Annotated in this window: 26 protein-coding genes and 1 riboswitch; of the genes, 19 read left to right on the forward strand and 7 right to left on the reverse strand. The window is 67.2% G+C overall.

Annotated features, from left to right (window positions below):
* Positions 1-47 precede the first annotated feature (47 nt).
* From F572_RS0112495 to metK, 4 genes are all read right to left on the reverse strand, one after another.
* Complete coding sequence (locus tag F572_RS0112495; RefSeq protein WP_017942870.1) at positions 48-794, reverse strand: 16S rRNA (uracil(1498)-N(3))-methyltransferase; 747 nt, start codon at positions 792-794, stop codon at positions 48-50.
* A 5-nt stretch (positions 795-799) separates the two neighbouring features.
* Positions 800-1,654, reverse strand: coding sequence for a methylenetetrahydrofolate reductase [NAD(P)H] (gene metF / locus F572_RS0112500; protein WP_017942869.1), 855 nt, complete (start codon positions 1,652-1,654; stop codon positions 800-802).
* A gap of 95 nt (positions 1,655-1,749) precedes the next feature.
* Complete coding sequence (ahcY, locus tag F572_RS0112505) at positions 1,750-3,162, reverse strand: adenosylhomocysteinase (protein ID WP_024327607.1); 1,413 nt, start codon at positions 3,160-3,162, stop codon at positions 1,750-1,752.
* Between the two features lie 19 nt (positions 3,163-3,181).
* Positions 3,182-3,263, reverse strand: a riboswitch (S-adenosyl-L-homocysteine riboswitch).
* Between the two features lie 33 nt (positions 3,264-3,296).
* Positions 3,297-4,469: a methionine adenosyltransferase gene (metK, locus tag F572_RS0112510; protein WP_017942867.1), complete on the reverse strand. Its 1,173-nt coding sequence runs from the start codon at positions 4,467-4,469 to the stop codon at positions 3,297-3,299.
* A 404-nt stretch (positions 4,470-4,873) separates the two neighbouring features.
* Here metK and tkt point away from each other — a divergent pair, with 404 nt between their 5' ends.
* The 6 genes from tkt to F572_RS0112540 all read left to right on the forward strand — a co-directional run bounded on the left by tkt (position 4,874) and on the right by F572_RS0112540 (position 12,709).
* Positions 4,874-6,874 carry a transketolase gene (tkt, locus tag F572_RS0112515; RefSeq protein WP_017942866.1) on the forward strand — a complete coding sequence of 667 codons (2,001 nt, stop codon included), beginning with the start codon at positions 4,874-4,876 and terminating at the stop codon, positions 6,872-6,874.
* A gap of 41 nt (positions 6,875-6,915) precedes the next feature.
* On the forward strand, positions 6,916-7,914 hold the full coding sequence (gap, locus tag F572_RS0112520) for a type I glyceraldehyde-3-phosphate dehydrogenase (protein ID WP_017942865.1): 999 nt from the start codon (positions 6,916-6,918) through the stop codon (positions 7,912-7,914).
* Between the two features lie 127 nt (positions 7,915-8,041).
* Entirely contained in the window at positions 8,042-9,220 is a 1,179-nt protein-coding gene (locus F572_RS0112525) for a phosphoglycerate kinase (protein WP_017942864.1), read from the forward strand.
* Between the two features lie 37 nt (positions 9,221-9,257).
* Positions 9,258-10,688: a pyruvate kinase gene (gene pyk / locus F572_RS0112530; protein ID WP_017942863.1), complete on the forward strand. Its 1,431-nt coding sequence runs from the start codon at positions 9,258-9,260 to the stop codon at positions 10,686-10,688.
* 76 nt (positions 10,689-10,764) lie between these two features.
* Complete coding sequence (gene fba / locus F572_RS0112535; RefSeq protein ID WP_017942862.1) at positions 10,765-11,829, forward strand: class II fructose-bisphosphate aldolase; 1,065 nt, start codon at positions 10,765-10,767, stop codon at positions 11,827-11,829.
* 91 nt (positions 11,830-11,920) lie between these two features.
* Entirely contained in the window at positions 11,921-12,709 is a 789-nt protein-coding gene (locus F572_RS0112540) for a lipid-binding SYLF domain-containing protein (protein ID WP_017942861.1), read from the forward strand.
* On the opposite strand, the gene bioD is transcribed toward F572_RS0112540, so the two are convergent.
* Together bioD and F572_RS0112550 are read right to left on the reverse strand one after the other, a co-directional pair.
* On the reverse strand, positions 12,649-13,368 hold the full coding sequence (gene bioD / locus F572_RS0112545; RefSeq protein ID WP_017942860.1) for a dethiobiotin synthase: 720 nt from the start codon (positions 13,366-13,368) through the stop codon (positions 12,649-12,651). The two genes, F572_RS0112540 and bioD, sit on opposite strands and share 61 nt — an antisense overlap.
* Positions 13,365-14,261 (reverse strand): phosphoribosylaminoimidazolesuccinocarboxamide synthase, encoded by an 897-nt coding sequence (locus F572_RS0112550; protein ID WP_017942859.1) that lies wholly within the window; start codon positions 14,259-14,261, stop codon positions 13,365-13,367. The genes bioD and F572_RS0112550 overlap by 4 nt, the downstream gene beginning before the upstream one ends.
* 277 nt (positions 14,262-14,538) lie before the next feature.
* Between F572_RS0112550 and purE the strand changes: the two genes are divergently transcribed.
* From purE to trpC, 13 genes are all read left to right on the forward strand, one after another.
* Positions 14,539-15,054, forward strand: coding sequence for a 5-(carboxyamino)imidazole ribonucleotide mutase (purE, locus tag F572_RS0112555; RefSeq protein WP_026143140.1), 516 nt, complete (start codon positions 14,539-14,541; stop codon positions 15,052-15,054).
* Entirely contained in the window at positions 15,051-16,220 is a 1,170-nt protein-coding gene (locus tag F572_RS0112560; protein ID WP_017942857.1) for a 5-(carboxyamino)imidazole ribonucleotide synthase, read from the forward strand. The genes purE and F572_RS0112560 overlap by 4 nt, the downstream gene beginning before the upstream one ends.
* Positions 16,217-16,834 carry a class I SAM-dependent methyltransferase gene (locus tag F572_RS0112565; protein WP_017942856.1) on the forward strand — a complete coding sequence of 206 codons (618 nt, stop codon included), beginning with the start codon at positions 16,217-16,219 and terminating at the stop codon, positions 16,832-16,834. The genes F572_RS0112560 and F572_RS0112565 overlap by 4 nt, the downstream gene beginning before the upstream one ends.
* Before the next feature lie 2 nt (positions 16,835-16,836).
* Positions 16,837-17,502, forward strand: a complete 666-nt coding sequence (locus F572_RS0112570; RefSeq protein ID WP_017942855.1) for an energy-coupling factor ABC transporter permease — start codon at positions 16,837-16,839, stop codon at positions 17,500-17,502.
* A 145-nt stretch (positions 17,503-17,647) separates the two neighbouring features.
* Positions 17,648-17,971 carry a c-type cytochrome gene (locus F572_RS0112575; RefSeq protein WP_017942854.1) on the forward strand — a complete coding sequence of 108 codons (324 nt, stop codon included), beginning with the start codon at positions 17,648-17,650 and terminating at the stop codon, positions 17,969-17,971.
* Between the two features lie 188 nt (positions 17,972-18,159).
* The gene (gene rpe, locus F572_RS0112580) at positions 18,160-18,849 is read left to right on the forward strand and encodes a ribulose-phosphate 3-epimerase (protein ID WP_017942853.1); all 690 of its coding nucleotides are present in this window, start codon (positions 18,160-18,162) and stop codon (positions 18,847-18,849) included.
* Positions 18,850-18,872: 23 nt separating this feature from the next.
* Entirely contained in the window at positions 18,873-19,556 is a 684-nt protein-coding gene (locus F572_RS0112585; protein WP_017942852.1) for a phosphoglycolate phosphatase, read from the forward strand.
* A gap of 102 nt (positions 19,557-19,658) precedes the next feature.
* Positions 19,659-21,146, forward strand: coding sequence for an anthranilate synthase component I (trpE, locus tag F572_RS0112590; protein ID WP_017942851.1), 1,488 nt, complete (start codon positions 19,659-19,661; stop codon positions 21,144-21,146).
* A gap of 10 nt (positions 21,147-21,156) precedes the next feature.
* Positions 21,157-21,957, forward strand: coding sequence for a triacylglycerol lipase (locus F572_RS0112595; RefSeq protein WP_017942850.1), 801 nt, complete (start codon positions 21,157-21,159; stop codon positions 21,955-21,957).
* A gap of 142 nt (positions 21,958-22,099) precedes the next feature.
* The gene (locus tag F572_RS0112600) at positions 22,100-22,693 is read left to right on the forward strand and encodes an aminodeoxychorismate/anthranilate synthase component II (RefSeq protein WP_017942849.1); all 594 of its coding nucleotides are present in this window, start codon (positions 22,100-22,102) and stop codon (positions 22,691-22,693) included.
* Between the two features lie 32 nt (positions 22,694-22,725).
* A complete protein-coding gene (locus F572_RS0112605) occupies positions 22,726-23,904 on the forward strand; it encodes a multidrug effflux MFS transporter (RefSeq protein ID WP_017942848.1) in 1,179 nt (392 codons plus the stop codon).
* A 30-nt stretch (positions 23,905-23,934) separates the two neighbouring features.
* Entirely contained in the window at positions 23,935-24,969 is a 1,035-nt protein-coding gene (trpD, locus tag F572_RS0112610; protein ID WP_017942847.1) for an anthranilate phosphoribosyltransferase, read from the forward strand.
* Positions 24,966-25,781: an indole-3-glycerol phosphate synthase TrpC gene (trpC, locus tag F572_RS0112615; RefSeq protein ID WP_017942846.1), complete on the forward strand. Its 816-nt coding sequence runs from the start codon at positions 24,966-24,968 to the stop codon at positions 25,779-25,781. Before trpD ends, trpC begins: the two co-directional genes overlap by 4 nt.
* Before the next feature lie 83 nt (positions 25,782-25,864).
* Here trpC and crp read toward each other — a convergent pair whose 3' ends face one another.
* Positions 25,865-26,512, reverse strand: coding sequence for a cAMP-activated global transcriptional regulator CRP (gene crp, locus F572_RS0112620; protein ID WP_026143139.1), 648 nt, complete (start codon positions 26,510-26,512; stop codon positions 25,865-25,867).
* Between the last annotated feature and the right edge of the window lie 210 nt (positions 26,513-26,722).

Consider the following 26,722-nt stretch of genomic DNA (forward strand, 5'->3'; position numbering starts at 1 on the left):
GCAGGGTGCCCGCCGCTTCGCCCCTCGCCACAGCGAGAGAGTGCGCCTTACCCCTTCAGGTCGCCCAGGCGTGCCTGTACCAGCGTCATCAGTGCCATCGCGGCGGTCTCGGTGCGCAGGGTCCGCGGACCCATCCCGACCCCCAGAAAGCCGGCCCGCCGGGCCTGCTCGATTTCCTCGGGTGTAAGCCCGCCTTCCGGCCCCACGTAGAGCGCGACTTCCGCTGGCGTATGGGCCTGCCCGCCCAGCCGTGCATCCAGGCCGGGTGCCCCTTCTTCGGCCAGCAGCCCCAGACGCCCGGGGCCGGCCGCGAGGGCCTTTTCCGGCGGCGCGGGTTCCCGCAGTTGCGGGAGTTCGTTGCGGCCGCATTGTTCCGCAGCGGCCCGCAGGATGCCCTGCCAGTGGCCCTGGCGCTTCTCCAGCCCCTTGTGCGCGGCGGCCGAACGCGAGCGTTCGCACAATACGGGCTGGATGGACTGCACGCCCAGCTCCACGGCCTTCTGAATGGCGAGGTCCATGTGGTCGCCACGCGCGATGCCCTGGAGCAGGTGGATGGGGAATTCGGGATGGGTCGGGGCGGTGGCCCGTTGGCCCAGGTGGAAGGTGCCGTGGCGGCGGTCGGTGACTTCGAGGGTGGCCTCGAATTCGTTGCCGAGGCCATCGAACACGCGGCAGGGGGCGCCGCTTTTCAGACGCAGGACGTTGGTGGCGTAGTGCAGCCGGTCCTGCGGGGCGGGTAGCGACTGCCCCGCGGCCAGTGCCTCGGATTCGAGCAGCAGCCGGGGGCAGCGCATGTCGTCTACTTCCGGTTGTCGAGGTCCAGGGCCTTCCAGATCTGTTCGGTCGGGCCGGCCTGGTTCATCGAGTAGAAGTGGATTCCCGGTGCGCCGGCGTCGAGCAGGTCGTCGGTCAGGCGCGTGGCAACCTCGATGCCGAATTTGCGGATCGAGTCCTTGTCGTCGCCATAGGCCTCCATCCGCTTGCGGATGTAGCGCGGGATCTCGGCGCCGCACATCTCGGAGAAGCGCACGATCTGGGTGTAGTTGGTGATCGGCATGATCCCGGCGATGATCGGGATGGTAATGCCCATCTTTTCCACCCGTTCCATGAACGCGACGTAGGCATCCACGTTATAGAAATACTGGGTGATCGCGGCGTCGGCGCCGGCATCCACCTTGGTCTTGAAGTTCTCGAGGTCCTTCTCGGCGTTCGGGGCCTGCGGATGGAATTCCGGGTAGGCCGCCACCTCGATCTTGAACTGGTTGCCGAACTCGGCGCGCACGAACTCCACCAGCTCCGAGGCGTAGCGGAAATCGCCGCCGGAATTCTTGGTGCCGGACGGCAGGTCGCCGCGCAGTGCGACGATGCGGTTCACGCCGATATCGCGGTAGGTCGACAGCAGCTCGCGCAACTCGTCCTTGGTGGAGGAGATGCAGGAGACGTGCGGGGCGGCGGGAAAGCCGTCGTTGTCGATGATGTCCCGGACCGTCTCCAGTGTGCGATCGCGGGTGGAACCCCCGGCGCCGAAGGTGACGGAATAGAACTCGGGGTTCAGGGCGCCCAGGCGCTTGCGGGCCTTGGCCAGGCGTTCGGCTCCGGCCTCGTCCTTGGGCGGAAAGAATTCAACGCTGTAGACGCGTTCTTGTGCAGACATGTTTGTCCTCCAGACAAAAAGAAGGCGGACCGCACGAACATGCGGCCCGCCCCGGCGTTCACATTAACAACGAATTGAAATGTGAGGCTGGCCGATCAGTAGCGGTAGTGTTCCGGCTTGAACGGGCCATCCACCGGCAGACCCAGGTACTTGGACTGCTCGTCGGTCAGACGGGTCAGGTTGGCACCCAGCTTCTTCAGGTGCAGCTGCGCGACCTTCTCGTCCAGGTGCTTCGGCAGCACGTAGACGTTCTTGTCGTACTGGTCACCCTTGGTCCACAGCTCGATCTGAGCCAGGGTCTGGTTGGTGAAGGAGTTGGACATCACGAAGCTCGGATGGCCGGTGCCGCAGCCCAGGTTCACCAGGCGGCCTTCGGCCAGCATGATGATCCGGTTGCCGTTCGGCAGGATGATGTGGTCAACCTGCGGCTTGATGTTCTCCCACTCGTACTTGCGCATCGCGGCCACGGCGATCTCGGAGTCGAAGTGACCGATGTTGCAGACGATGGCCTGGTTCTTCATGCGGGTCATGTGATCTTCGGTGATCACGTCCTTGTTACCGGTGGCGGTAACGAAGATCTCGGCCTTGTCGGCCGCTTCTTCCATCGTGACCACGCGGAAGCCTTCCATCGAGGCCTGCAGGGCGCAGATCGGGTCGATCTCGGTGATCCACACGGTGGCACCCAGGCCGGCCAGCGACTGGGCGGCACCCTTGCCGACGTCACCGTAACCGGCGACCACGGCGATCTTGCCCGCGATCATCACGTCGGTGGCGCGCTTGATGGAGTCCACGGTGGACTCGCGGCAGCCGTACAGGTTGTCGAACTTGGACTTGGTGACCGAGTCGTTGACGTTGATCGCCGGGAAGGCCAGCTCGCCGTCCTTCGCCATCTGGTACAGGCGATGGACACCGGTGGTGGTCTCTTCGGTCACGCCCTGGATCTTCGACAGCATGTCGGAGTACCAGGTCGGCTGTTCGGCCAGGCGTTCCTTGATCTTGGCGAACAGGGCTTCTTCTTCCTCGTTCTCCGGCTTGGAGATGACCGACTGGTCCTTCTCGGCCTTGGCGCCCAGGTGCAGCAGCAGCGTGGCGTCACCACCGTCGTCCAGGATCATGTTGGCGCCGCCGTCGAATTCGAAGATGCGGTGGCAGTAGTCCCAGTACTCTTCCAGGGTTTCGCCCTTCACGGCGAAGACCGGGGTGCCGTTGTCGGCGATAGCGGCCGCGGCGTGGTCCTGGGTGGAGTAGATGTTGCAGGAGGCCCAGCGCACGTCGGCACCCAGGGCTTCCAGGGTCTGGATCAGCACAGCCGTCTGGATGGTCATGTGCAGGGAGCCGGCGATCTTGGCGCCCTTCAGCGGCTTGGAGGCCGCGAATTCTTCGCGGGTCTGGACCAGGCCGGGCATCTCGGTCTCGGCGATCGCGATTTCCTTGCGGCCGAATTCGGCAAGGTTAATGTCCTTGACGACGTAATCGGTCGTTTTCTTGTCGTTCATCACAGCATTCATGGATTAACTTCTCCGTCTATCTGGATGAGCGCCGTGTTCACGTTTCAGGGGAGCATCCGGCTGAGCCTGACGGTTGAACCGCTGCAGCGCTCCTCAGCCGGATGGGTATTTCGCTTACAAAGTGTCGGGCGCTATTAGAGGCCCGCCATCTTCTTAAGTTCCTCGGCCTTGTCGGTGCGCTCCCAGGGGAGGTCGACATCTTCGCGGCCGAAGTGACCGTACGCGGCGGTCGCCTTGTAGATCGGGCGCAGCAGATCCATCATCTGGACCAGGCCCCACGGACGCAGGTCAAACGCTTCGCGGACGAAGCCTTCGATCTTGCGATCGTCCAGTTTGCCGGTGCCGAAGGTGTCGATGGTGATCGAGGTCGGTTCGGCCACGCCGATGGCGTAGGAGACCTGGATCTCGCACTTGTCGGCCAGGCCGGCGGCGACGATGTTCTTGGCCACGTAGCGGCCGGCGTAGGCGGCGGAGCGGTCCACCTTGGACGGGTCCTTGCCGGAGAACGCGCCACCACCGTGACGGGCCATGCCGCCGTAGGTGTCGACGATGATCTTGCGGCCGGTCAGGCCGGCGTCGCCCACCGGGCCCCCGATCTCGAACTTCCCGGTCGGGTTGATGTGGATCTGGTCGTCGGCGACCTGGCTCAGCCACTCGGCGGGCAGGACCTTCTTGAAGATCTCTTCGTAGACCGCTTCCTTCAGGTCCTTCTGCGAGATGTCCGGGCTGTGCTGGGTGGACAGGACCACCGCGTCCAGGCCGGCCGGCTTGCCGTCTTCATAGCGCAGGGAGACCTGGCTCTTGGCGTCCGGACGCAGCCACGGCAGCTTGCCGCTCTTCATCAGTTCGGACTGGATGCGCACCATCTTGTGGGCGTAGAAGATCGGGGCGGGCATCAGGGTGTCGGTTTCGCGCGCGGCGTAGCCGAACATCAGGCCCTGGTCACCGGCGCCCTGGGTGGCGCGGTCGGAGACGTCGCGGTCCACGCCCATGGCGATATCCTGGGACTGTTCGCCGAGCACGTTCAGTACGGCGCAGGTTTTGCCGTCGAAGCCCTTGTCGGAGTCGTCGTAGCCGATCTCGCAGACCGTTTCGCGCACCAGGCGCTCGTAGTCGATCTGCGCGCCGGTGGTGATCTCGCCCAGCAGCATGACCATGCCGGTCTTGGTGGCGGTCTCACAGGCGATGCGCGCATGCGGATCCTGTTCGATGATGGCGTCGACGATGGTGTCGGAGACCAGGTCGGCCATCTTGTCGGGGTGACCCGCAGAGACCGATTCCGAAGTGAAGATGTAATCGTTGGACATTAAGCGTTCCTTTGTGGTCGTGTCGATTTAGTTTTGCGCAAAACGACCGCTAGTGTAACGCGACTCGCGGCATTTTTCTAAGCCCCTCCCCGGCAAAGGTAGGGGCATGTGCCTCCGCGCCGGTGGCGATGGCGCGGCGTGGCGCGGTCTGGGGCCGACTTGCCCCGGTGCGCGAAAGTGGCCAAAATGCACCGCGTTTGATGGGGAGGGCCGCCCGCCGCGCGTTCGCGCAGTCGGGTAGCGCCTGCCCCGCAGGCTGCTCGGGCCGCCGCGCGCTGCAACGCCGGCCGATATAACCGTGAGCCCCTGGTTTCGGCCGACTCGTCCGGGTCGGCCGCCGCTGGCGCCTCGCGCCGCCGCCCGCCATCAGCCAAACCCAACACTACTTAGAGCAGGAGATCAGCATGCCGACCCGTAGAGAGCTTGCCAACGCCATCCGCGCCCTGTCGATGGACGCGGTTCAAAAGGCCAATTCCGGTCACCCGGGGGCGCCGATGGGGATGGCAGATATCGCCGAGGTGCTGTGGAACGACTATATGCAGCACAACCCGGCGAACCCGAGCTGGCCGGATCGCGACCGCTTCGTGATGTCCAACGGCCACGGCTCCATGCTGGTCTACTCCCTGCTGCACCTGACCGGCTACGACCTGCCGATGGACGAGATCAAGCAGTTCCGTCAGCTGCACTCGCAGACCCCGGGCCACCCGGAATACGGCTACACCGCGGGCGTCGAGACCACCACCGGCCCGCTGGGCCAGGGCATCTCCAACGCGGTCGGCATGGCGCTGGCCGAGAAGATGATGGCCGCCCACTTCAACCAGCCGGGCCACGACATCGTCGACCACAACACCTACGCCTTCCTCGGCGACGGCTGCATGATGGAAGGGATCTCCCACGAGACCTGCGCGCTGGCCGGCACCCTGGGTCTGGGCAAGCTGATCGCGTTCTGGGATGACAACGGCATCTCCATCGACGGCGAGGTCGAGGGCTGGTTCACCGACGACACCCCGGGGCGCTTCGAGGCCTACGGCTGGCACGTGGTGCGCGGCGTGGACGGTCACGACGCCGACGCGGTCAAGGCCGCGATCGAGGAGGCCCGCAAGAACAGCGACAAGCCGAGCTTGATCTGCTGCCGCACCGTGATCGGCTTTGGCTCGCCGAACAAGTCCGGCAAGGAAGAGTGCCACGGCGCCGCCCTGGGCGACGACGAGGTCGCCCTGACCCGCAAGGAACTGGGCTGGGAGCACGGCCCGTTCGAGATCCCGAACGACATCTACGCGGGCTGGAGCGCCAAGGACAAGGGTGCCAAGGCTGAGACCGAGTGGAAGGAACGCTTTGCCGCCTACAAGGCCGCGCACCCGGAACTGGCCGCCGAGTTCGAGCGCCGCATTGCCGGTGATCTGCCGGCCGACTGGAGCGAGAAAGCCAACGCCTACATCAAGGAAACCATCGAGAAGGCCGAGAAGGTCGCCTCGCGCAAGGCCTCGCAGAACGCGATCGCCGGCATGGCCCCGGCCGTCCCGGAACTGCTGGGCGGCTCCGCCGACCTGGCCGGCTCCAACCTGACCATGTACAGCGGCTCCAAGGGCGTGACCCGTGACGACGCCGCGGGCAACTACGTGTTCTACGGCGTGCGCGAGTTCGGCATGGCCGCGATCATGAACGGCATCGCCCTGCACGGCGGATTCATCCCGTACGGCGGCACCTTCCTGATCTTCTCCGACTACGCCCGCAACGGCATTCGCATGTCCGCGCTGATGAAGCAGCGCGTGATGTACGTGCTGACCCATGACTCCATTGGTCTGGGCGAAGACGGCCCGACCCACCAGCCGGTCGAGCAGACCCCGAGCCTGCGCCTGATCCCGAACCTGAATGTCTGGCGCCCCTGCGACGCGGTCGAGACCGCGGTGGCCTGGAAGGCCGGCATCGAGCGCACCGACGGCCCGTCCGCGTTCATCCTGTCGCGCCAGGGCCTGCCGCACATGGAGCGTGACGGCGAGCAGCTCGCCAATATCGCTCGCGGCGGTTATGTGCTGAAGGACTGCGACGGCACCCCGGACCTGATCTTCATCGCCACCGGCTCCGAGATCGAGCTCGCCGTGCAGGCCGCCGACGAACTGGCCGGCGAGGGCAAGAAGGTCCGTGTCGTGTCCATGCCTTGTGTCGAGCTGTTCGAGCAGCAGGACCCGGCCTACCGCGAGGCCGTGCTGCCGAAGGCCGTGCGCGCCCGTGTCGCCATCGAGGCCGGCGCGACCACGACCTGGCACAAGTTCACCGGCCTCGACGGCGCGGTATTCGGCCTGGATCGCTTCGGCGAGTCCGCCCCGGGTGGTGCCCTGTTCGATTACTTCGGCTTCAAGCCGGAGAATGTCGCCCAGGTCGCGCGTGACGTGCTGAACGGCTGAACCCGAATCGATTTCGTATAAGCAATAGAGAGGAGACTCCCATGTCTATCAAGGTTGGTATCAACGGCTTCGGTCGTATCGGCCGTATGGCCTTCCGCGCCATCGCCAAGGACTTCCCGAACCTTCAGGTGGTCGGCATTAACGACCTGCTGGATCCGGAATACCTGGCCTACATGCTGCGCTACGACTCCGTGCATGGCCGCTTCGAGGGTGATATCAGCGTCGACGGTGACCACCTGGTCGTGAACGGCAACCGCATCCGCCTGACCGCCGAGAAGGATCCGGCGGCGCTGAAGTGGGGCGACATCAACGCCGACATCGTGATCGAGTCCACCGGCCTGTTCCTGACCGCCGAGACCGCCCAGAAGCACCTGGACGCCGGTGCCAAGAAGGTCGTGATGTCCGCCCCGTCCAAGGACGACACCCCGATGTTCGTCTACGGTGTGAACCACGGCGACTACGCGGGCCAGACCATGGTCTCCGCCGCTTCCTGCACCACCAACGCCCTGGCCCCGGTGGCCAAGGTGCTGAACGACGCCTGGGGCATCAAGCGTGGCCTGATGACCACCGTGCACGCCGCCACCGCGACCCAGAAGACCGTTGACGGCCCGTCCATGAAGGACTGGCGCGGTGGTCGTGGCATCCTGGAGAACATCATCCCGTCCTCCACCGGTGCCGCGAAGGCCGTGGGCAAGGTCCTGCCGGAACTGAACGGGAAGCTGACCGGTATGGCCTTCCGCGTGCCGACCTCCGACGTGTCGGTGGTCGACCTGACCGTGGAACTCAACGGCGACGCCAAGTACGACGACGTCTGCGCGGCCATGAAGAAGGCCTCCGAGGGCGAGCTGAAGGGCGTGCTGGGGTACACTGACGAGCTGGTGGTCTCCACCGACTTCCGTGGCTACACCGCCCCGTCCGTGTTCGACGCCGGCGCCGGCATCCAGCTGGACCCGACCTTCGTGAAGGTCGTTGCCTGGTACGACAACGAGTACGGCTACACCTGCAACATGCTGCGCATGGTGGAGCACGTCGCCAAGTAATGGCGGACGGCCGGACCCTTCCGGGGTCCGGCCGTTTCTCTTCCCGGGTCCAGAGGCCTGGGGCCAGTCCCGTCGGGGGCTCGCCCGAAGCCTTTTTCTTTCCAACCGTTTTTCGAGAGGTACTCCCATGTCTGTCATCAAGATGACCGATCTCGACCTGCAGGGTCGCCGCGTGCTGGTGCGTCAGGATCTGAACGTCCCGGTGAAGGACGGCAAGGTCACCTCCGACGCGCGCATCCGTGCGAGCCTGGAGACCGTGCAGAAGGCCCTGGATGGTGGCGCGGCCGTGATGCTGATGTCGCACCTGGGACGCCCGACGGAAGGCGAGTTCTCCGAGGAGGACTCCCTGGCCCCGGTGGCCGAGCACATGGCCGGCCTGCTCGGGCGCGAAGTGCGCCTGGTACGCGACTACCTCGACGGCGTGGACGCGAAGCCGGGCGAGGTCATCCTGCTCGAGAACGTGCGTTTCAACGCCGGCGAGAAGAAGGACGACGAGGCGCTGGCGAAGAAGTACGCCGCGCTGTGCGACGTGTTCGTGATGGATGCCTTCGGCACCGCGCACCGCGCCCAGGCTTCCACCCACGGGGTGGCCCGGTTCGCCCCGCAGGCTTGCGCCGGCCCGCTGCTGGCCAAGGAGCTCGAGGCCCTCGGCCATGCCCTGGAGACCCCGAAGCGTCCGCTGGTGGCGATCGTCGGCGGCTCCAAGGTGTCGACCAAGCTGACCGTGCTGGAGTCGCTGTCCAATGTCGTTGATCAGCTGATCGTCGGCGGCGGCATCGCCAACACCTTTATCGCCGCCCAGGGCCACAGCGTGGGCAAGTCGCTGTACGAGGCCGATCTGGTTGACGAGTCCAAGCGCCTGATGGAGGCCGCCCGCGCCAAGGGTGGCGAGATCCCGGTCCCGACCGATGTGACCGTGGGCAAGGAATTCTCCGAATCCACCCCGGCCGAGACCAAGGCCGTGGACGCCGTGGCCGACGACGACATGATCTTCGACGTCGGTCCCGAGACCGCGGCGACCTACGCCGAGGCCCTGCGCAACGCCGGCACCATCGTCTGGAACGGCCCGGTGGGCGTGTTCGAGTTCGACCAGTTCGCCGGTGGCACCAAGGCCCTGGGCGAAGCGATCGCCGAGAGCAACGCGTTCTCCATCGCCGGCGGTGGTGACACCCTGGCCGCGATCGACAAGTACAACCTGGCCGATCGCATCAGCTACATCTCCACCGGCGGCGGTGCCTTCCTCGAGTTCCTCGAAGGCAAGACCCTGCCGGCCGTCGCCATCCTGGAAGAGCGGGCGAAGGGTTGAAGCCCTTGTCGCTTCCCGCTGACGGAGACACGCACGGATGAGACGCACCAAGATCGTAGCCACGCTGGGGCCGGCGACGGACAGCGACGAGGCCATGGAGGCCATCATCCGGGCGGGTGTGGATGTGGTCCGGCTGAACTTCTCGCATGGCGATCCGGACGACCATCGCCAGCGCCTGGCGCGGCTGCGGGCCGCCTCCGCGCGTGCCGGCCGCTGTGTCGGCGTCCTCGGCGACCTGCAGGGCCCCAAGATCCGCATCGACCGCTTCCAGCAGGGCAAGGTGCATCTGGAAGAGGGCGCGCCTTTCGCCCTGGATGCCGAGCTGGATCGCGACGCGGGGGATGTCACCCAGGTGGGGCTGACCTACAAGGAGCTGCCGGCGGATGTGGTCCCGGGGGATATCCTGCTGCTGGATGACGGCCGCATCGTGCTCAAGGTCACGGCGGTCAAGGGCAGCCGGATCGAGACGGCGGTCGAGGTCGGCGGGGAGCTCTCCAACAACAAGGGGATCAACCGCCAGGGTGGTGGTTTGTCCGCCCCGGCGATCACCGACAAGGACCGCGAGGACATCCGCCTGGCCGCCGAGCTGGAGGTGGATTACCTGGCGGTATCCTTCCCGCGTTCCGCCCAGGACCTTCACCTGGCCCGCAGCCTGCTGAAGGACGCCGGCTGGGAGGCCGGGATCTGCGCCAAGATCGAGCGCTCCGAGGCCCTGGAGGTCATCGACGAGATCATCGCGGCCTCCGAGGTCATCATGATTGCGCGTGGCGATCTGGGCGTGGAGATCGGCGATGCCGAACTGCCGGGCGTGCAGAAGACCCTGATTACCCGCGCACGCACCCTCAATCGTCTGGTCATTACCGCGACCCAGATGATGGAGACCATGATCCAGAACCCGATCCCCACACGCGCCGAGGTGTTCGACGTGGCGAATGCGGTACTGGACGGCACGGACGCGGTGATGCTCTCTGGCGAGACCGCCACCGGGCGCTATCCGGCGCGCGTGGTCACCAGCATGGACCGGATCTGCGAGGCCGCGGAGCGCCAGCGCGCCGCGCGTCAGTCCGACCATCGCATGGATTCGACTTTCGGCCGGGTCGACGAGGCCATCGCGATGGCGACCATGTACACCGCGAACCATCTCGATGTCGCCGCGATCGCCGCGTTGACCGAATCCGGTTCCACCGCGCTGTGGATGTCGCGCATCAGCTCGGGCATCCCGATCTATGCGCTCACCCAGCACGAGTCCACCAGCCGTCGCATGACCCTTTATCGCGGCGTGTATCCGGTCACCCTGAACCCGATCCCCGAGAGCCACGAAAGCGTGAACCGTGAAGCGGTGAACTTGCTCAAGGCCGAGGGCGTCGTGCAGGATGGCGGGCTGGTTATCATTACGAAGGGCGACCTGCAGGGCGAGCATGGCGGCACCAACGCCATGAAGATCGTGCGCGTCGGCGAACTGGCCTGACCCGCGCACCGCCTGGCCGCGCAATCAAGAATCAACTTTTCTACTACCTCAGTCCGAATCCCGTAAGGAGGAATCCATGGCACTGATCTCACTTCGCCAGCTTCTGGACCATGCCGCCGAGCATGGGTATGGCATGCCGGCGTACAACGCCAACAACATGGAACAGGTCCACTCGATCATGGAAGCGGCCGCCGCGGTCGACTCCCCGGTGATCATTCAGGCGTCCGCCGGTGCCCGCAAGTACGCCGGCGAGCCCTTCCTGCGCCACAACATTATCGCCGCCATCGAGCAGTACCCGGACATCCCGGTTGTGCTGCACCAGGACCACGGCTCCGAGCCGGCGGTCTGCCTGCGCTCCATCCAGTCCGGCTTCAGTTCGGTGATGATGGACGGCTCCCTGATGCCCGACATGAAGACCCCGGCCACCTACGAGTACAACCGTGACGTGACCGCCAAGGTCTCCGAGATGGCGCACTCCTGCGGTGTCTCCGTGGAAGGCGAGCTGGGCTGCCTGGGCTCCCTGGAAACCGGCCAGGCCGGCGAGGAAGACGGTTCCGGCGCCGAGGGCACCCTGTCCCACGACCAGCTGCTGACCGACCCGGACGAGGCGGCCGACTTCGTGAAGAACACCAAGTGCGACGCCCTGGCGATCGCCATCGGTACCTCCCACGGCGCCTACAAGTTCACCCGTCCGCCGACCGGTGACATCCTGGCTATCCAGCGCGTGAAGGAGATCCACGCCCGCATCCCGGATACCCATCTGGTCATGCACGGCTCCTCCTCCGTGCCGCAGGAGTGGCTGGACATCATCAACAAGTACGGCGGCGACATGGGCGAGACCTACGGCGTGCCGGTCGAAGAGATCCAGGAAGGCATCAAGCACGGCGTGCGCAAGGTCAACATCGACACCGACCTGCGCATGGCCTCCACCGGTGCGGTGCGCAAGTTCCTGGCCGAGAACCCGAAGGAGTTTGACCCGCGCAAGTTCCTGAAGGCCTCGACCGCCGCGATGAAGGATCTCTGCCAGGCCCGTTACGAGGCCTTCGGTTGCGCCGGCATGGCGTCCAAGATCAAGCCGATCGCCCTGGACGACATGGTCAAGCGCTACCTGTCCGGCGAGCTGGATCCCAAGGTCAACTGATCCTGCGGATTGCAGCACGAAAAAGGGGGCTTCGGCCCCCTTTTTTTGTGCCATGATGACGCGATTAGCACGCCTTGATGGAGGTTCAGCGATGTCCCGACTGATCCGTTTCTGCCTGACTGCACTGGTCCTGGTCGCGATGGCCGGTACCGCCCATGCCAATCCGTTCAGCCGCGAGATCGACCCGCAGGACATCATCGATCGTGCCCAGGCGACGGTGGAGCACATGGCCACGCACCCGGAATACGAGTCCCTGAAAGAGGACCTGCGCGATGCCCGTGGCGTGGTGATCTTTCCGCGCGTCGCCCGTGGCGCCTTCCTCGTGGGAGGCTCCGGCGGTATCGGCGTCTTCCTCGCCTGGGACGACGAGCGCGGGGACTATTCCCCGGTGGCCTTCTACTCGCTCGGCTCGGTCAGTTTCGGCATGCAATTCGGCGGGGACGCCGCCGAGGTGGTGATGGTGGCGCGCACCCAGGATGCGGTGGATTCGATGTTCGGGTCCGCGATCCGGCTCGGTGGCGATGCCTCGGTGGCCGCGGGCCCGGTAGGCGCCGGCCGCAGCGCCACGCCCACGGCGGACTTCCTGTCCTACTCACGGGCACGCGGGGCCTATCTGGGGATGAGCTTCTCCGGGTCACGCATGACCGTGCGCGACGACTTCAACGAGGCCTATTACGGCGAGTCGCAGCGTCCGGTGCACATCATCGAGACCCGCCGGGTCGACCACGAAGGCACCCGTGCGCTGCGCGAGACCCTGGCCGCTTTCCGCGCCGATGCCGCGCCGGAAGAGGACGCCCCGGCGGCCTCCGAAACCCGAGCTCAGGAGCGCGAGTCCTCCGGTGGGGTGCGCCCGGACAACTTCGAGGTGGAAAGCTTCTGAGCCAGCGCCACGCGGGTGATGCCTTCCGCTGACGTGATCACCGGGACGTTCGTGCGCGCCCGCAGGGCCGCGGCGTTGTCGAGCCGCGGGTCGGTATCCGCCCGGCGCCGGTTGAGCACGATCCCGGCCAGTTGCAGGCCACGTCGTTCCAGGGCCTCCAGGGTCAGCAGGCAGGTGTTCAGTGTGCCCAGGCGGTCCTCCGCAACCAGCAGGACCGGCAGCCCCAGGGCCTCGGCGAGATCCGCGTTCAGCCCGTCGGCACACAGCGGCGAGTAGAAGCCCCCCGCACCTTCCACCAGTCGCGGCCCCGTGCCGTCGGCGTCGCAGGCCGCGGCCAGCTCCGCGACCGTCAGGCGCACGCCCTGGTTCGCGGCGGCCTGGTCCGGGGCGATGGCGTCGGGGAAACGCCAGGGCGTGACCTGCGCGATGGCAGCGTCGGGCAGGCCCGCCGCGCGGGCGAGGTTCAGCCCGTCTTCGGGCAGCAGCCCGTCGGTACTCCATGGGCAGCCGGATTCCACCGGCTTGCGTGGCTGCGGAGTCAGGCCCTGTTCCCGCCAGAGTTCCAGCAGCGCGCAGCTGACGAAGGTTTTGCCGACGCCGGTATCGGTGCCGGTGACGAACAGGCCCTTTGGGGACGCTCCTGTCTGTGCCGGGCTCATGCGTCGCGGGTCAGGCGCTCCAGGGCCTCGCGATAGCGCGCGGCGGTCTGTTCCACCACTTCGGCGGGCAGCTCGGGGCCGGGCGCCTGCTTGTCCCAGTCCAGGGTCTCGAGGTAGTCGCGTACGTACTGCTTGTCGAAGGACTCGGGGCTGGTACCCGGCGCGTAGCGGTCGGCCGGCCAGAAGCGCGAGGAGTCCGGGGTCAGGACCTCGTCGATCAGATGCAGGGTGCCGGCGGCATCGACGCCGAACTCGAACTTGGTGTCGGCGATGATGATGCCGCGCTCGGCCGCGTAGTCGCGCGCCATCGCATAGATCGCGAGTGCTGCATCACGCACCTGACGCGCTCGTTCTTCGCCGATGGTCGCTACCACGGAATCGAAGTCGATATTGGCATCGTGGTCGCCGACGTCGGCCTTGGTGCTGGGGGTGAAGATCGCCTCCGGGAGCTTCGAGGCGAGCTCCAGGCCGGTCGGGAGCGGGATGCCGCAGACCGCGCCGCTGGCCTGGTAGTCCTTCCAGCCGGAGCCGATCAGGTACCCGCGCACCACGGCCTCCACCGGCAGGGCCTCCAGCCGGCGGATCACCAGGCTGCGTCCTTCCAGTGGGGCACGAATCGCCGGGTCCGGGATGAGCTGCTCCAGCGGGATGTCGGTCAGCTGGTTGGGGATGCCCAGTTCGCGCTGGATCTTGTCCATCCAGAACCGGGTGATCTCGGTCAGCACCCGGCCCTTGCCGGGCACGCCGGTCGGCAGGATCACGTCGAACGCGGACAGGCGGTCGGTGGTCACCATCAGCCAGTGGTCGGCATCCACCGCGTAGAGGTCGCGTACCTTGCCGCGATGGACGAGTTCGAGGTCGGGGATATGGCTTTCGAGCAGGGTGTCAGTCATGCCGCGATTCTACCGGCCACGGGCCTACCGCACCACGATGCACAGAAAAGCGATTCACAGGGAGACGCGAAGGTCGGAAGATTTTAATGGTGGGAGCCAAGCGGGCCCGCCGCGACGTGAGTCGCCGCCGGGTTAAGGAACAGCGTCCTTATTATTTTTCCTCCAATCTTCGCGTCTTCCTGTAGATCGCCCTTGACCTGGCTTTTCCGCGTGTCGTCGCGTGCTTCGTGGTGAACACGGCTTGTCGGGTGGGGCCGGGGTCGCTATCGTTCGGGCCATGACTGAGACGGCTGGCAATAGGGCGCCGCGCGTGGGCGTGGTGATGGGGAGCACCTCCGACTGGGCGACTATGGAGCGCGCGGTGGATGTGCTGGACGAACTCGAGGTTCCGTTCGAGGCCCGGGTGGTCTCGGCCCACCGGACCCCCGACTTGTTGTTCGAGTACGCCGAGAATGCGCGTGAACGCGGCCTGCAGGCGATCATCGCCGGGGCGGGCGGGGCCGCGCACCTGCCCGGCATGCTGGCGGCCAAGACGCCGGTGCCGGTGCTGGGTGTGCCGGTTGCCTCGCGCCACCTCAAGGGCCAGGATTCGCTGCTCTCGATCGTGCAGATGCCGAAGGGGATCCCGGTCGCGACCTTCGCGATCGGCGAGGCGGGCGCCGCCAACGCGGCGCTCTTTGCCGCCGCGATGCTGGCCAATAGCGATTCCGACCTGCGCGAGCGCCTGGATGCCTTTCGCCAGGCGCAGTGCGAGGCTGTGCTCGTACAGACCCTGCCGCCGGACCCGTCATGATCCAGCCCCCCGCGACCCTCGGGCTGCTCGGTGGCGGGCAGCTCGGCCGCTATTTCGTGGAGGCCGCGCAGGGCATGGGCTATGCCGTCTGGGTGCTCGACCCGGACCCGGCCAGCCCGGCCGGGCGGGTGGCGGCGCGCCACTTGTGCCAGGCCTTTGACGACCCCGATGCCCTGCAGGCGCTGGCCGGGGCCTGCGAGGTGATTACTACCGAGTTCGAGAACATCCCGCGCGCCGCGGTGGAGTGGCTGGATGCCCACGCCTGTCTGCGCCCCGGGCCACGCGCCCTGACGGTTGCCCAGGACCGCCTCGAGGAGAAGGCCTTTCTCGGCGAGATCGGCGTGGCGGTGGCCCCGTGGCAGGCGGTGCCGGCGGGCCTGACGTCCGAGGTGCAAACCGATGCCGGAGCCCCGGGTTTCCCGGCGATCCTGAAGACCGCGCGCTTGGGTTATGACGGCAAGGGGCAGGTGCGGCTGGCCGCGGCCGGCGAACTGCCGGCAGCGCATGCCGAGCTGGGCCAGGTGGACTGCGTGCTGGAGTCCCGGGTGGAGCTGGAGCGCGAGCTGTCGGTGCTGGTTGCGCGTACCGCCGATGGCGCCACCGAGGCCTTTCCGGTCGCGGAGAACACCCATCGCGACGGCATCCTGCACCTGACGCGTGTCCCGGCACGGGCCGGGGACGAGGTGCGCGAGCGCGCCACGGCTATCGCCCGGCACGTCGCCGAGCGGCTCGATTATCAGGGGGTGCTGGCGGTCGAGTTCTTCCTCACGGCGGACGGCGAACTGCTGGTCAACGAGATCGCGCCGCGTCCCCACAATTCCGGGCATTACAGCCTGGATGCCTGCACCGTCAGCCAGTTCGAGCAGCAGGTGCGCGCGGTCTGCGGACTAGGCCTGGCGCCGGCCCTGCTGACCACGCCGGTGGCGATGGTGAATCTGCTGGGCGACCTGTGGCCCGCGGGCGGCGCACCCGACTGGAAAGGTGTGCTGGCGGCCGGCCGGGCGCGGTTGCACCTCTACGGCAAGGCCGAGGCGCGCCCGGGGCGCAAGATGGGCCATGTCAACGTGCTGGGCCTCCCGGGCGAGGACGATGCCGCCGCCGCAGCCTCCACCGCCGAGACCCTGTGGCAGGGCCTGGCCGACGCCGTTGGGGAGGGCGTGGCATGAGTGAGGCCTTCCCCAGCGCCCAGGCGCGACGCGCCCGGCAGACAGAGCTCAAGCGCGACCTTGAGTTCGAGGACACCCTGGCGGGCGAGCATCTGCGGTTTCGCACCACCTGGGGGCTGTTCTCCCCGCGGCGAATCGACGACGGCACCCGCATGCTGCTGGAGCGCATCGAGGTGCATCCGGCGGACGCCTGCCTGGACCTTGGCTGCGGCTACGGCCCGATCGGCCTGACGCTTGCGCGCAAGGCCCCGCAGGGGTTGACCACCCTGGTCGATACCAACTATCTGGCGGTGGAGTACAGCCAGCGCAACGCCGAGCTCAACGGCATCGCCAATGTGGAGTGTCTGACCAGTAACGGCTTCTCGCGCATCCGCGATCGGCGGTTCGATCTGGTTACCTCCAACCTGCCGGCCAAGGTCGGGCGCGAGATGCTGCAGACCTACCTGCTGGACGCCCACGAGCAGATGAACCCCGGCGGGCGCATCTATGTCGTAACCATTACCGGGCTACGGCGGTTCATCGAGAAGGGGTTCAAGGACGTGTTCGGCAACTACGACAAGGTCAAGCAGGGCCGCGAGTACACCGTCGCGGCCGCCGTGCGCGAGCCCGACTGAGCATGGTCGAGGGGGCGGGCGAACTCCCGGTCGCGCTCCGCGTGCTGTCCGCCGTGCTGTTGGGCATTGGCATGGTGGTAATGCTTCGGCGCATGCCCTGGGAGGCCTTCTTCGTGCCCGGGCGCGCGCAGTTGTTCGTGATCGCCACGCTCTGCCTGCTGCTGATCTGGAGCCTGCGGGCCCAGACCCTGGATGGCCTGGCCCTGCATTTCCTTGGCATGACCACCGTGACCCTGATGTTCGGCTGGCAGCTGGCGATCCTGATGGTCTTTCTGGTGGTGGCGACCCTCGGTCTGTTCGGCGCCCTGCCGCTGGCCGCCTTTCCGTTGACGGTACTGCTGGCCGGCATCCTTCCGGTCGCGGTTACCTGGGGATTGCTGCGGCTGTCCCAGGCCTACCTGCCCGCGCACATGTTCATCTATCTCTACGCGGTTGGCTTCCTCGGCGGGGCGCTGTCGGTGGTGGCCACCGTGCTGGCGTCGGCGGTGATCTACGGGCTGTTTACCGAGCTGGCCTGGGTCGACATCTACCGCGATTACCTGCGTTACCTGGCGTTGCTGGTGCTGCCCGAGGCGGTCATCAACGGGATCGTCATCACCGGGCTGGTAATGGTGCGTCCCGAGTGGCTGGCGACCTGGTCGGACGAACGCTACATCCACGGGCGTTGACTCTTCCGTTGGCGCCATGGAGCGGTCTGCGGCCATTTCCATGGTTGGTTCTGTGTTAATGCAGCATTCAGGAAGCGCCTGCTAATGTTCGCATCAAGACGGGGCGTGAGCTCCGTCCAGGATCGAGAACGAGGAGACCACAACAATGAAAACCAAGCTGTTCGTGCTGGCCGGTATCGCCGGCAGCATCCTGATGCTGTCCACCGCTGCCCAGGCTGCCGATATCCAGGCGGGTCAGTCCAAGTACCAGGCGGTGTGTGCCAGCTGCCACGGTGCGCAGGCTCAGGGCCAGGCGATCTTCCCGGCGCTGGCCGGCAAGGACGCGGGCTACCTGGCAGACCTGCTGGAACGCTATCGCGCCGGCGAGGAAGTGGGCGACAACACCGCCCTGATGCGTCCGCAGGCGCAGTCGCTCAGCGATGACGACATCGCCAATCTGTCGAGCTATATCGCCACCGAATTCAACTGATTCGGGGCCAGGCAAAGACAGTACAAGCCGTCGGCGGGCCGGGGATCTCCCCGGCCCGCTTGCGTTGGAGGGCGCGTCACATGCGCCGTCTTTTGCCTGGCATGGCGGCATCCGGTAAAGTTTCGCGGTTCCGAGAGCGCGGCCGACGGTCGGTCCTGCTTCACCCGAGATTCCTGCGAGGCTTCACCATGGCACAACCCGATTTCATCGCCCCGTCCATCCTGTCCGCCGATTTCGCCCGTCTGGGCGAGGAAGTCGACAACGTCCTGGCTGCCGGCGCCGACACCGTCCACTTCGACGTGATGGACAATCACTACGTGCCGAACCTGACCATCGGCCCGCTGGTCTGCGATGCCCTGCGCAAGCATGGCGTGACCGCGCCGATCGACGTGCACCTGATGGTCAAGCCGGTGGACCGCATCATCCCGGACTTCGCCCAGGCCGGGGCCAGCTACATCACCTTCCACCCGGAGGCGTCGGATCACATCGACCGCACCCTGCAGCTGATCCACTCCGAGGGCTGCAAGGCCGGGCTGGTGTTCAACCCGGCGACCCCGCTGTCCTATCTCGAGTACGTGATGGACAAGGTCGACATGATCCTGCTGATGTCGGTGAACCCGGGTTTTGGTGGCCAGAAGTTCATCCCGAACACCCTCGACAAGCTGCGCGCCGCGCGCAAGATGATCGACGACTCAGGGCGTGACATCCGCCTCGAGATCGACGGCGGCGTGAAGGCCGACAACATCCGCGAGATCAAGGCCGCCGGGGCTGACACCTTCGTCGCCGGGTCCGCGATCTTCGGTGCCGGCAGCGACGCCGACCCGAACCGCTACGACAGCATCATCCAGCAGATGCGCGACGAGCTGGCCAAGGCCTGATCCGGCCGCGACTGGAGACCGGGATGTCCCTGAAACGCCCCCGCATGATCCTGATCGACCTGGACGGCACGCTGATCGACAGCGTGCCGGACCTGGCCTTTAGTGTGGATGCGATGATGCGCGAGCTGGGCCTGCCCGAGCGCGGCGAGCCGGCCGTGCGCAACTGGGTCGGCAACGGTGTGGAGCGGCTGGTCAAGCGGGCGCTGGTGAACGACCTTGACGGCGAGCCGGATGCGGAGGCGTTCGAGCGCGCGCTGCCGGTGTTTATGCGCATCTACCAGGAGAACACCGCCGGGCGCTCGCCGCTTTATCCAGGCGTGCGCGAGGGGCTGGACCAGCTCAAGGCCGCAGGCTATCGGCTGGGTTGTGTCACCAACAAGGCCGAACGCTTCACCGTGCCGCTGCTGCGCGAAAAGGGGATCCTCGACACCTTCGAGATCGTGGTCGCCGGCGACGCCCTGCCGCAGAAAAAGCCGGACCCGGCGCCACTGCTGCACGCGGCGCGGGAACTGGGCGTGGAGCCCTCCGAGTCGCTGATGGTCGGGGACTCGAAGAGCGACGTGAAGGCGGCGCGTGCCGCCGGCTTCCAGGTGGTCTGCATGACCTACGGCTACAACCACGGCAATGACATCCGCGACGAGAACCCGGACGCGGTTCTCGACCGGTTGGATGAATTGCCCAATCTGTTGCCCGCACAGGCGGCCTAGGGAAACACTGACCAATGATTGCAACGGACCGGACAACGGAGCGATGGCGACACGGCGAATGACCCGCCGCGCCGTCCATCCCCCTTGTCAGGAACCGTTGTGATGACCCCCGAACAGTTCGATCAGCTGGCCCGAGAGGGCTATAACCGCATCCCGCTGGTGCGCGAGGTCCTCGCGGATCTCGAGACCCCGCTGTCCATCTTCCTCAAGCTGGCCAACCGCCCGTATTCCTATCTCTTCGAGTCCGTCCAGGGCGGGGAGCGCTGGGGCCGCTATTCCTTCATTGGCCTGCCGGCGCGTACGCGGGTGCGCGTGCATGGCCACGACATCACCGTGGAGACCGATGGCGAGGTAGTCGAGCAGGCCACCGAGGCCGACCCGCTGGCCTGGATCGAGGCCTACCAGGCGCGCTTCAAGGCCGCCGACCTGCCGGGCCTGCCGCGCTTCACCGGTGGCCTGGTCGGCTATTTCGGGTTCGAGACCGTGCGCCTGATCGAGCCGCGCCTGGAGGGCCCGGAGAAGCCCGACGCCCTGGGACTGCCGGATATCCTGCTGATGGTCTCGGAGGAGGTCGTGGTCTACGACAACCTCTCCGGCCGGCTGTACCTGGTGGTGCACGCCGATGCGACGCAGGCCGATGGCCAGGCCGTGGCTGCGGCGCGGCTGGATGAGCTGGAGACCCGCCTGGGCGAGCCCCTGGTGCCCCCGGAGGATCCGCCGCATCCGCACGCGGTGCCGGAATACATCCCCGGCTGGTCGGCCGAGGGCTTCCAGGCCGCGGTCGCGCGGGCGCAGGAATACATCATGGACGGCGACGTGATGCAGGTGGTGCTGGCGCAGCGCATGAGCGTCCCGTTCTCCGCCCCGCCGCTGAATCTCTACCGCGCCCTGCGGGCGCTGAATCCGTCCCCGTACATGTACTACCTCGATCTGGACGATCACCACGTGGTCGGGGCCTCCCCGGAGATCCTGGTGCGTCTGGAGGACGACCGCGTGACCGTGCGCCCGATCGCCGGCACCCGTCCGCGCGGGCGCACCGAGGAGGAAGACCGTGCGCTGGAGGCCGAGCTGCTGGCGGACCCGAAGGAGCGCGCCGAGCACTTGATGCTGATCGATCTCGGCCGCAACGACGTCGGCCGGGTCTGCGAGATCGGCTCGGTGGAGGTGACCGACACCATGAGCATCGAGCGCTACTCGCACGTGATGCACATCGTCTCCAATGTGGAGGGCCGGCTGGCCCCGGGGCACTCGCCGATGGACGTGCTGCGGGCGACCTTTCCCGCCGGGACCGTCTCCGGCGCGCCCAAGATCCGCGCGCTGGAGATCATTGACGAGCTGGAGCCGGTGAAGCGTGGGCCGTATTCCGGTGCCGTGGGCTATTTGTCCTGGTCGGGCAACATGGATACCGCGATCGCGATCCGAACGGCCGTGCTGCATGACGGCGAGCTGCATATCCAGGCCGGGGCGGGTGTGGTCCACGACTCGGTCCCGGAAAGCGAATGGCAGGAGACCCTGAACAAGGGGCGGGCGGTGGTGCGCGCGGCCGAGACCGCCCTGGGCGGCCTGGGGCCGCGCCGCCACCGCGACTGAGGGGGTGGCCATGCGCGGCGGCCTTCGCATCCTGTTGCTGGCGCTGGTGGTGTGGCTGCTGCCGGGGCTGGCGGCGGCGCAGATCGTGGTGCTGGTCCCCGGGGGCTGGGATCGCGGCGACGGCTTTCGCCATGCCGGAGTCACCGCAGCCCTGAATGCCGCCGGATATGCCGATGGCGGCCGGGCCCGGGCCCGGCCGGAGGCCCCCTGGTTCGATCGTGCGCCGGATCCGGCGCCGCGCCAGTTCTACACCGTGGACCTGCCGGCGGGCGGGGTGCCCCCCGAACGCGCGCGGGCGCTGGGTCAGGTCGTCGAGGCCCTGACGCGGCGCCATCCGGGGCAGGAACTGGTGCTGGTCGGGCATTCCAGTGGCGGCGTCGTGGCGCGCGAGTTGCTGGTGCGCCAGCCGCACCCGGCCATCTCCACCCTGGTGACGTTTTCCGCTCCGCATGCGGGGGGCGGCTGGTCCGCCCTGGCGCGTTCGGTGACGGATGCGCTGGCCGACTCGGCCCTGGGGCTTTACGCCCCGTTTATCGGGCTCGAGGGCATGCACCGGCGCGAGGGCCTCTGGGGGCCGGAGGGCACCTCGCCGGATGCGGCCCACCTCGAGTGGCTGAATACGCGGGAACACCCGCCCATCCGCTACGTGTCGGTGGTCCGCCTGGCCGACCCCTGGGTGGATGCTGCCAGTCAGGATATGAACCGTCTCCCGGCCCTGCGCGGCCGGGCGCATACCCTCCCGAGCCCCGGCGGGCACCGGCTGGAGGCCGCCGACGGCACTCTGCTGGCGGCGCTGCTGTTGCCGCGATGAGGGTGCCCGGTTTCGCCAGCGCCCATGCGGTTGCGGGTCGGCGGCCCCGGGGCCGGGTTATGCTGGGCCCTGTCCGCTCCACGCGCGTGAACATCGATTCGCGCGGCGGTCCTGTTTCCTCTGTTCTCCAGGGACGTTCGTCATGATCCTGATGCTCGACAACTACGACTCCTTCACCTTCAACCTGGTCCAGTACTTGGGCGAGCTGGGGGCAGAGGTGGTGGTGCACCGCAACGACTGCATCACCCCGGAGCAGATCGCGGATCTGGCCCCCGAGGGGATCGTGATCTCGCCCGGCCCCTGCACGCCGAACGAGGCCGGGGTATCGCTGGAGGTGATCCGGCGCTTTGCCGGCGAGATCCCGATCCTCGGCGTCTGCCTCGGACACCAGGCGATCGGCCAGGTCTTCGGCGGTCGCGTAGTGCGGGCGCGCGAGATCATGCATGGCAAGACCTCGCCGGTGCACCACACCGGCGTCGGGGTGTTCGCCGGGCTCGAGAATCCGCTGGAGGCGACGCGTTACCACTCCCTGGTGGTCGAGGCCGCGAGCCTGCCGGATTGCCTGGAGGTCACCGCCTGGACCGAGCGCGAGGATGGCTCGCGGGACGAGATCATGGGCCTGCGCCACCGCGAGCTGGATGTCGAGGGCGTGCAGTTCCACCCGGAATCCATCCTGACCCGCCAGGGCCACGAACTCCTCGACAACTTCCTCCGCCGACTGCCCCAGCCGGCGTGACCCAGACTCGACGCACCCGGTGGCGCTTTGCGTTGCTGGTGGCGCCGCTGTCGATGCTGGCGCCATTCTCGCTGGACACCTATCTGCCTTCGTTCCCGGCGATGGCGGAGGCCCTGCGGGTGGACTCCGGCGCGATGCAGGCGACCCTGTCGGCCTATCTGGTCGCATTCGCGCTCGCGACCCTGGTGGCCGGCCCGCTGTCGGATACCTTTGGCCGGCGCCCGGTGGTTTTGTGGGCGCTGGTCGGCTACGTGATCAGCTCCCTGCTACTGGTGCTGGCGGTCGAGTACTGGCAGGTGATGGGGTTGCGGGTTGGACAGGGTCTGTCCGCGGCGGCCGGGATTGTGGTCGGGCGCGCGGTCGTGCGCGACCGCTTCGAGGCCATCGATGCCCGCCGCGTGCTGGCGCTGATTACCATGATGTTCGCGATTGGTCCGGCGGCTGCCCCGATTGTGGGGGGGTATCTGCAGGCGGGGTTCGGCTGGCGGTCGGTGTTCCTGTTCCTGACCCTGTATGGCGCAATCCTGTTGCTGGCGATCCGGACCTGGCTGCCGGAGACCCTGCCGCCGGTCGGGCGGGCCTCCGGCAAGCCGGCCCTGATCCTGCGGGGGTATCTCGGGACCCTCGGCAATCCGCCGTTTCTGCGCCCGGCCCTGGTACATGCCGGTCTGTTCGGGGCGATGTTCCTGTTCGTCGCGGCCTCCCCGACGGTGATCTATGTCCATCTGGGCGGGCAGGAACAGGATTTCTGGTGGCTGTTCCTGCCGCTGGTGGGCGGTCTGGTGGTGGGCGGTTTCATCGCGGGGCGCACCGCCAGCCTGCTGAGCCCGCCGCTGGCGATCAGTATCGGCGTGGGGCTGGCCGGGATCTCCCTGGCGCTGGTGGCGCTGGGGATCGTGACCGACGGGCCCGTGGTCGCGGTCACCCTGCCGTTCGCGCTGTACAGCTTTGCGCTGGCCACGGCCGTGCCCTCGCTGAATCTGTTGGCCCTGGACTGCTATCCGGGCGCCCGGGGCATGGCCTCGGCCATGCAGGCCTTCCTGCAACTGGGCTTCAGCGCCCTGCTGGCACTGTTTCTGGTGGATCGCCTGGACGACCATCTGCCGTGGCTGATCGGCGGTTCGCTGGTGATCTGGGCGGCCGCGGCCCTGTTGTGGTGGACCGGGCCGGAGGCGCGCGGTCGTCGCACCCCGGCGCGGGCGTTACACTAGCCGCTTCGATTTTCCCGCAGGAGCGATCCCGTGACCGTGCAACAAGCGATAGCGGCCCTCATCGAGCGCCAGGACCTGGATGCGGCCACCATGACCGCCGTGATGCAGGCGGTGATGACCGGCGAGGCCACCGATGCCCAGATCGGCGGATTCCTGGTGGCCCTGCGGATGAAGGGCGAGACCATCGAGGAGATCCGTGCGGCGGCCGGGGTGATGCGTTCGCTGGCCACCCGCGTGGACGTGCCGCGCACCGGGCTGGTGGATACCTGCGGGACCGGCGGCGACGCCTCCGGAACCTTCAACATCTCCACCGCCTCCGGCCTGGTGGCGGCGGCCGGCGGGGTGCGGGTGGCCAAGCACGGCAACCGGTCGGTGTCGTCGAAATCCGGTTCCGCCGATGTCCTGGAGCACCTGGGGATTCGCCTCGACCTGACGCCGGAGGCGGTCGGGGCCTGCATCGACGAGGTCGGGGTCGGGTTTTTGTTCGCCCCCGCCCACCATGGCGCGATGAAGCACGCGATCGGTCCGCGCAAGGAACTTGGTGTGCGCACGCTGTTCAATGTGCTGGGGCCGCTGACCAATCCGGCCGGTGCGCCGAACCAGGTGCTCGGCGTGTTCTCGGAGGCCTGGGTGCGGCCGCTGGCCGAGGCACTGAAGGGACTGGGCAGCGAGCATGTGCTGGTGGTCCACGCCGAGGACGGCCTGGACGAGATCAGCATCGGATCCCCCACCCGGGTGGCCGAGCTCAAGGACGGCGCGATCCGTGAGTACACCATCCGCCCGGAGGACTTTGGCCTGACCACCACGGCGCTGGATGCCGTCCGCGTCGACAGCGTGGAGGCTTCGGCCGATATGCTGCGTGGCGTGCTGGGCGGTCAGGCGGGCGCGGCCCGCGACATCGTGTTGCTGAATGCCGGTGCGGCGATCTACGCCGGGGGCGGCGCGGACACGCTGGCGGCGGGCATCGAGGCCGCCGCCCGGGCCATCGATGCCGGTGCGGCACGCGAACGGCTGGAACGCCTGCAGGCGACCAGCGCACGACTGGCAAACAAGGAAGCAGAATGACCGAAGCCAACGCAGTACCCGATATCCTGCAGCGCATCCTGGAGCGCAAGCGCGAGGAACTGAAGGAGCGCGAGGCGTTCTGGCCGCTGCGCGAACTGCGCGGCTGGATGGGCTCGGCACCCGCGCCGCGCGGTTTTCGCGCAGCACTCCAGCGCGACATCGATGCCGGGCGCGCCGCGGTGATCGCGGAGATCAAGAAGGCCAGTCCGAGCCAGGGGCAGATCAGCCCGAACTTCAACCCGGAGGCCTTCGCCCGCAGCTACGAGGAACACGGTGCCACCTGCCTGTCGGTCCTGACCGACGTGGATTTCTTCAAGGGGCGCGACGGCGACCTGCGCGATGCCCGCGTGGCCTGCAACCTGCCGATCCTGCGCAAGGACTTCGTGATCGACCTTTACCAGGTCTACGAGGCGCGGGTGCTGGGCGCGGACTGCGTGCTGCTGATCGCCGCCGCCCTGGATGACACGGCCCTGTACGAGCTGTATTTCCTGGCCCGCGAGCTGGGCATGGATGCCCTGGTGGAGGTGCACGACGCCGAGGAACTGGAGCGGGCGAAGAAGATCGGCGCCGATCTGATCGGAATCAACAACCGCGACCTGCACAGCTTCGAGACCCGGCTGGAGACCACGCTGGAGCTGAAGGGCCAGGCACCGGAGGACGCCCTGCTGGTCACCGAGAGCGGCATCCATACCCGCGAGGATGTCGAACGCATGCAGGCCGCCGGCGTAAATGCGTTCCTGGTAGGCGAGGCCTTCATGCGCACCGAGGACCCGGGCAAGGCCCTGGGGCAGCTGTTCCGCGGCGAGTCGTAACCAACTCCGGGAGGAGACGGTGAGAGCGGATGTCCGGGCCGGAGGTGTTGCCCCGCGCCCGGCGGGCCGGCCGCGACGCTGCGTCAGCGCGTGCCGAACACCACGATGGTCTTGCCGTGGGCGGTAATCAGGCCGCGTTCCTCGAGATCCTTCAGCACGCGCCCGGCCATTTCGCGCGAGCAGCCGACGATGCGGGCGATCTCCTGACGGGTGATGCGCAGCTGCATGCCGTCGGGGTGGGTCATGGCGTCGGGCTGCTGGGCGAGGTCCAGCAGGGTATGGGCGATCCGGCCGGTGACATCCACGAACGCGAGGTCCATCACCTTGCGCGAGGTCTGGCGCAGGCGGGTCGCGATCTGACTGGTCAGCAGCATCAGGATCTCGGGGTCGCGCTGGGCGATCTCGCGGAACTGGGTGTAGGGGATCTCCGCGGTCTCGGTGTCCTCGCGGGTGGTGACGGTCGCGCTGCGCGGGTCATCCTCGAACATGCCGAGCTCGCCGAAGAACTCGCCCTTGTTCAGGTAGGCAAGCACTAGTTCGTGGCCGTTGTTCTCGCCGAGCACCGAGACCGATCCGCTGACCACGTAGTACAGCGTGTCGGGCACCGTGCCCGAGTGGATGATCGTGGTGCGTTTGCGGTACTGGCGGCGGTGGCAGTAGCCAAGAAAACGCTCCAGCGCGGGCGACGGCTGGGCCGGGCGATAGACGAACGGGTTGTTCAAGGCTTCCATCATGGTCACGTCCGATATCAGCTTCCTGTGGATGTGCGCCAGTGTAATGCAGCGTCCGATGCCCGCAGGCCGCGGTGGCTGGAACGGATCACAAAATCCGGCGACAGGCCTCCGATTTTGTGCGGCAGGTCCGCCCTGAGTAGAGTTCCCCTCAAGTATAGGCACGGATTCCTCCATCCAACAGCAGCAAGGAGACGCTGATACATTGAT

The sequence above is a fragment of the Thioalkalivibrio sp. ALE14 genome (assembly GCF_000376845.1).
Classification (GTDB): Bacteria; Pseudomonadota; Gammaproteobacteria; order Ectothiorhodospirales; family Ectothiorhodospiraceae; genus Thioalkalivibrio.

What these genes read in the sequence shown, in the direction of transcription:
- pyk (WP_017942863.1), top strand. Translation starts at nt 9,258, where the DNA reads ATGAGACGCACCAAGATCGTAGCCACGCTGGGGCCGGCGACGGACAGC.
- gap (WP_017942865.1), top strand. Translation starts at nt 6,916, where the DNA reads ATGTCTATCAAGGTTGGTATCAACGGCTTCGGTCGTATCGGCCGTATG.
- rpe (WP_017942853.1), top strand. Translation starts at nt 18,160, where the DNA reads ATGGCACAACCCGATTTCATCGCCCCGTCCATCCTGTCCGCCGATTTC.
- F572_RS0112570 (WP_017942855.1), top strand. Translation starts at nt 16,837, where the DNA reads ATGGTCGAGGGGGCGGGCGAACTCCCGGTCGCGCTCCGCGTGCTGTCC.
- metF (WP_017942869.1), bottom strand. Translation starts at nt 1,654, where the DNA reads ATGTCTGCACAAGAACGCGTCTACAGCGTTGAATTCTTTCCGCCCAAG.
- F572_RS0112600 (WP_017942849.1), top strand. Translation starts at nt 22,100, where the DNA reads ATGATCCTGATGCTCGACAACTACGACTCCTTCACCTTCAACCTGGTC.
- crp (WP_026143139.1), bottom strand. Translation starts at nt 26,512, where the DNA reads ATGGAAGCCTTGAACAACCCGTTCGTCTATCGCCCGGCCCAGCCGTCG.
- metK (WP_017942867.1), bottom strand. Translation starts at nt 4,469, where the DNA reads ATGTCCAACGATTACATCTTCACTTCGGAATCGGTCTCTGCGGGTCAC.
- fba (WP_017942862.1), top strand. Translation starts at nt 10,765, where the DNA reads ATGGCACTGATCTCACTTCGCCAGCTTCTGGACCATGCCGCCGAGCAT.
- tkt (WP_017942866.1), top strand. Translation starts at nt 4,874, where the DNA reads ATGCCGACCCGTAGAGAGCTTGCCAACGCCATCCGCGCCCTGTCGATG.
- F572_RS0112595 (WP_017942850.1), top strand. Translation starts at nt 21,157, where the DNA reads ATGCGCGGCGGCCTTCGCATCCTGTTGCTGGCGCTGGTGGTGTGGCTG.
- purE (WP_026143140.1), top strand. Translation starts at nt 14,539, where the DNA reads ATGACTGAGACGGCTGGCAATAGGGCGCCGCGCGTGGGCGTGGTGATG.
- trpE (WP_017942851.1), top strand. Translation starts at nt 19,659, where the DNA reads ATGACCCCCGAACAGTTCGATCAGCTGGCCCGAGAGGGCTATAACCGC.
- trpC (WP_017942846.1), top strand. Translation starts at nt 24,966, where the DNA reads ATGACCGAAGCCAACGCAGTACCCGATATCCTGCAGCGCATCCTGGAG.
- F572_RS0112585 (WP_017942852.1), top strand. Translation starts at nt 18,873, where the DNA reads ATGTCCCTGAAACGCCCCCGCATGATCCTGATCGACCTGGACGGCACG.
- ahcY (WP_024327607.1), bottom strand. Translation starts at nt 3,162, where the DNA reads ATGAATGCTGTGATGAACGACAAGAAAACGACCGATTACGTCGTCAAG.
- F572_RS0112495 (WP_017942870.1), bottom strand. Translation starts at nt 794, where the DNA reads ATGCGCTGCCCCCGGCTGCTGCTCGAATCCGAGGCACTGGCCGCGGGG.
- F572_RS0112560 (WP_017942857.1), top strand. Translation starts at nt 15,051, where the DNA reads ATGATCCAGCCCCCCGCGACCCTCGGGCTGCTCGGTGGCGGGCAGCTC.
- F572_RS0112575 (WP_017942854.1), top strand. Translation starts at nt 17,648, where the DNA reads ATGAAAACCAAGCTGTTCGTGCTGGCCGGTATCGCCGGCAGCATCCTG.
- F572_RS0112525 (WP_017942864.1), top strand. Translation starts at nt 8,042, where the DNA reads ATGTCTGTCATCAAGATGACCGATCTCGACCTGCAGGGTCGCCGCGTG.
- bioD (WP_017942860.1), bottom strand. Translation starts at nt 13,368, where the DNA reads ATGAGCCCGGCACAGACAGGAGCGTCCCCAAAGGGCCTGTTCGTCACC.
- F572_RS0112550 (WP_017942859.1), bottom strand. Translation starts at nt 14,261, where the DNA reads ATGACTGACACCCTGCTCGAAAGCCATATCCCCGACCTCGAACTCGTC.
- F572_RS0112540 (WP_017942861.1), top strand. Translation starts at nt 11,921, where the DNA reads ATGTCCCGACTGATCCGTTTCTGCCTGACTGCACTGGTCCTGGTCGCG.
- F572_RS0112565 (WP_017942856.1), top strand. Translation starts at nt 16,217, where the DNA reads ATGAGTGAGGCCTTCCCCAGCGCCCAGGCGCGACGCGCCCGGCAGACA.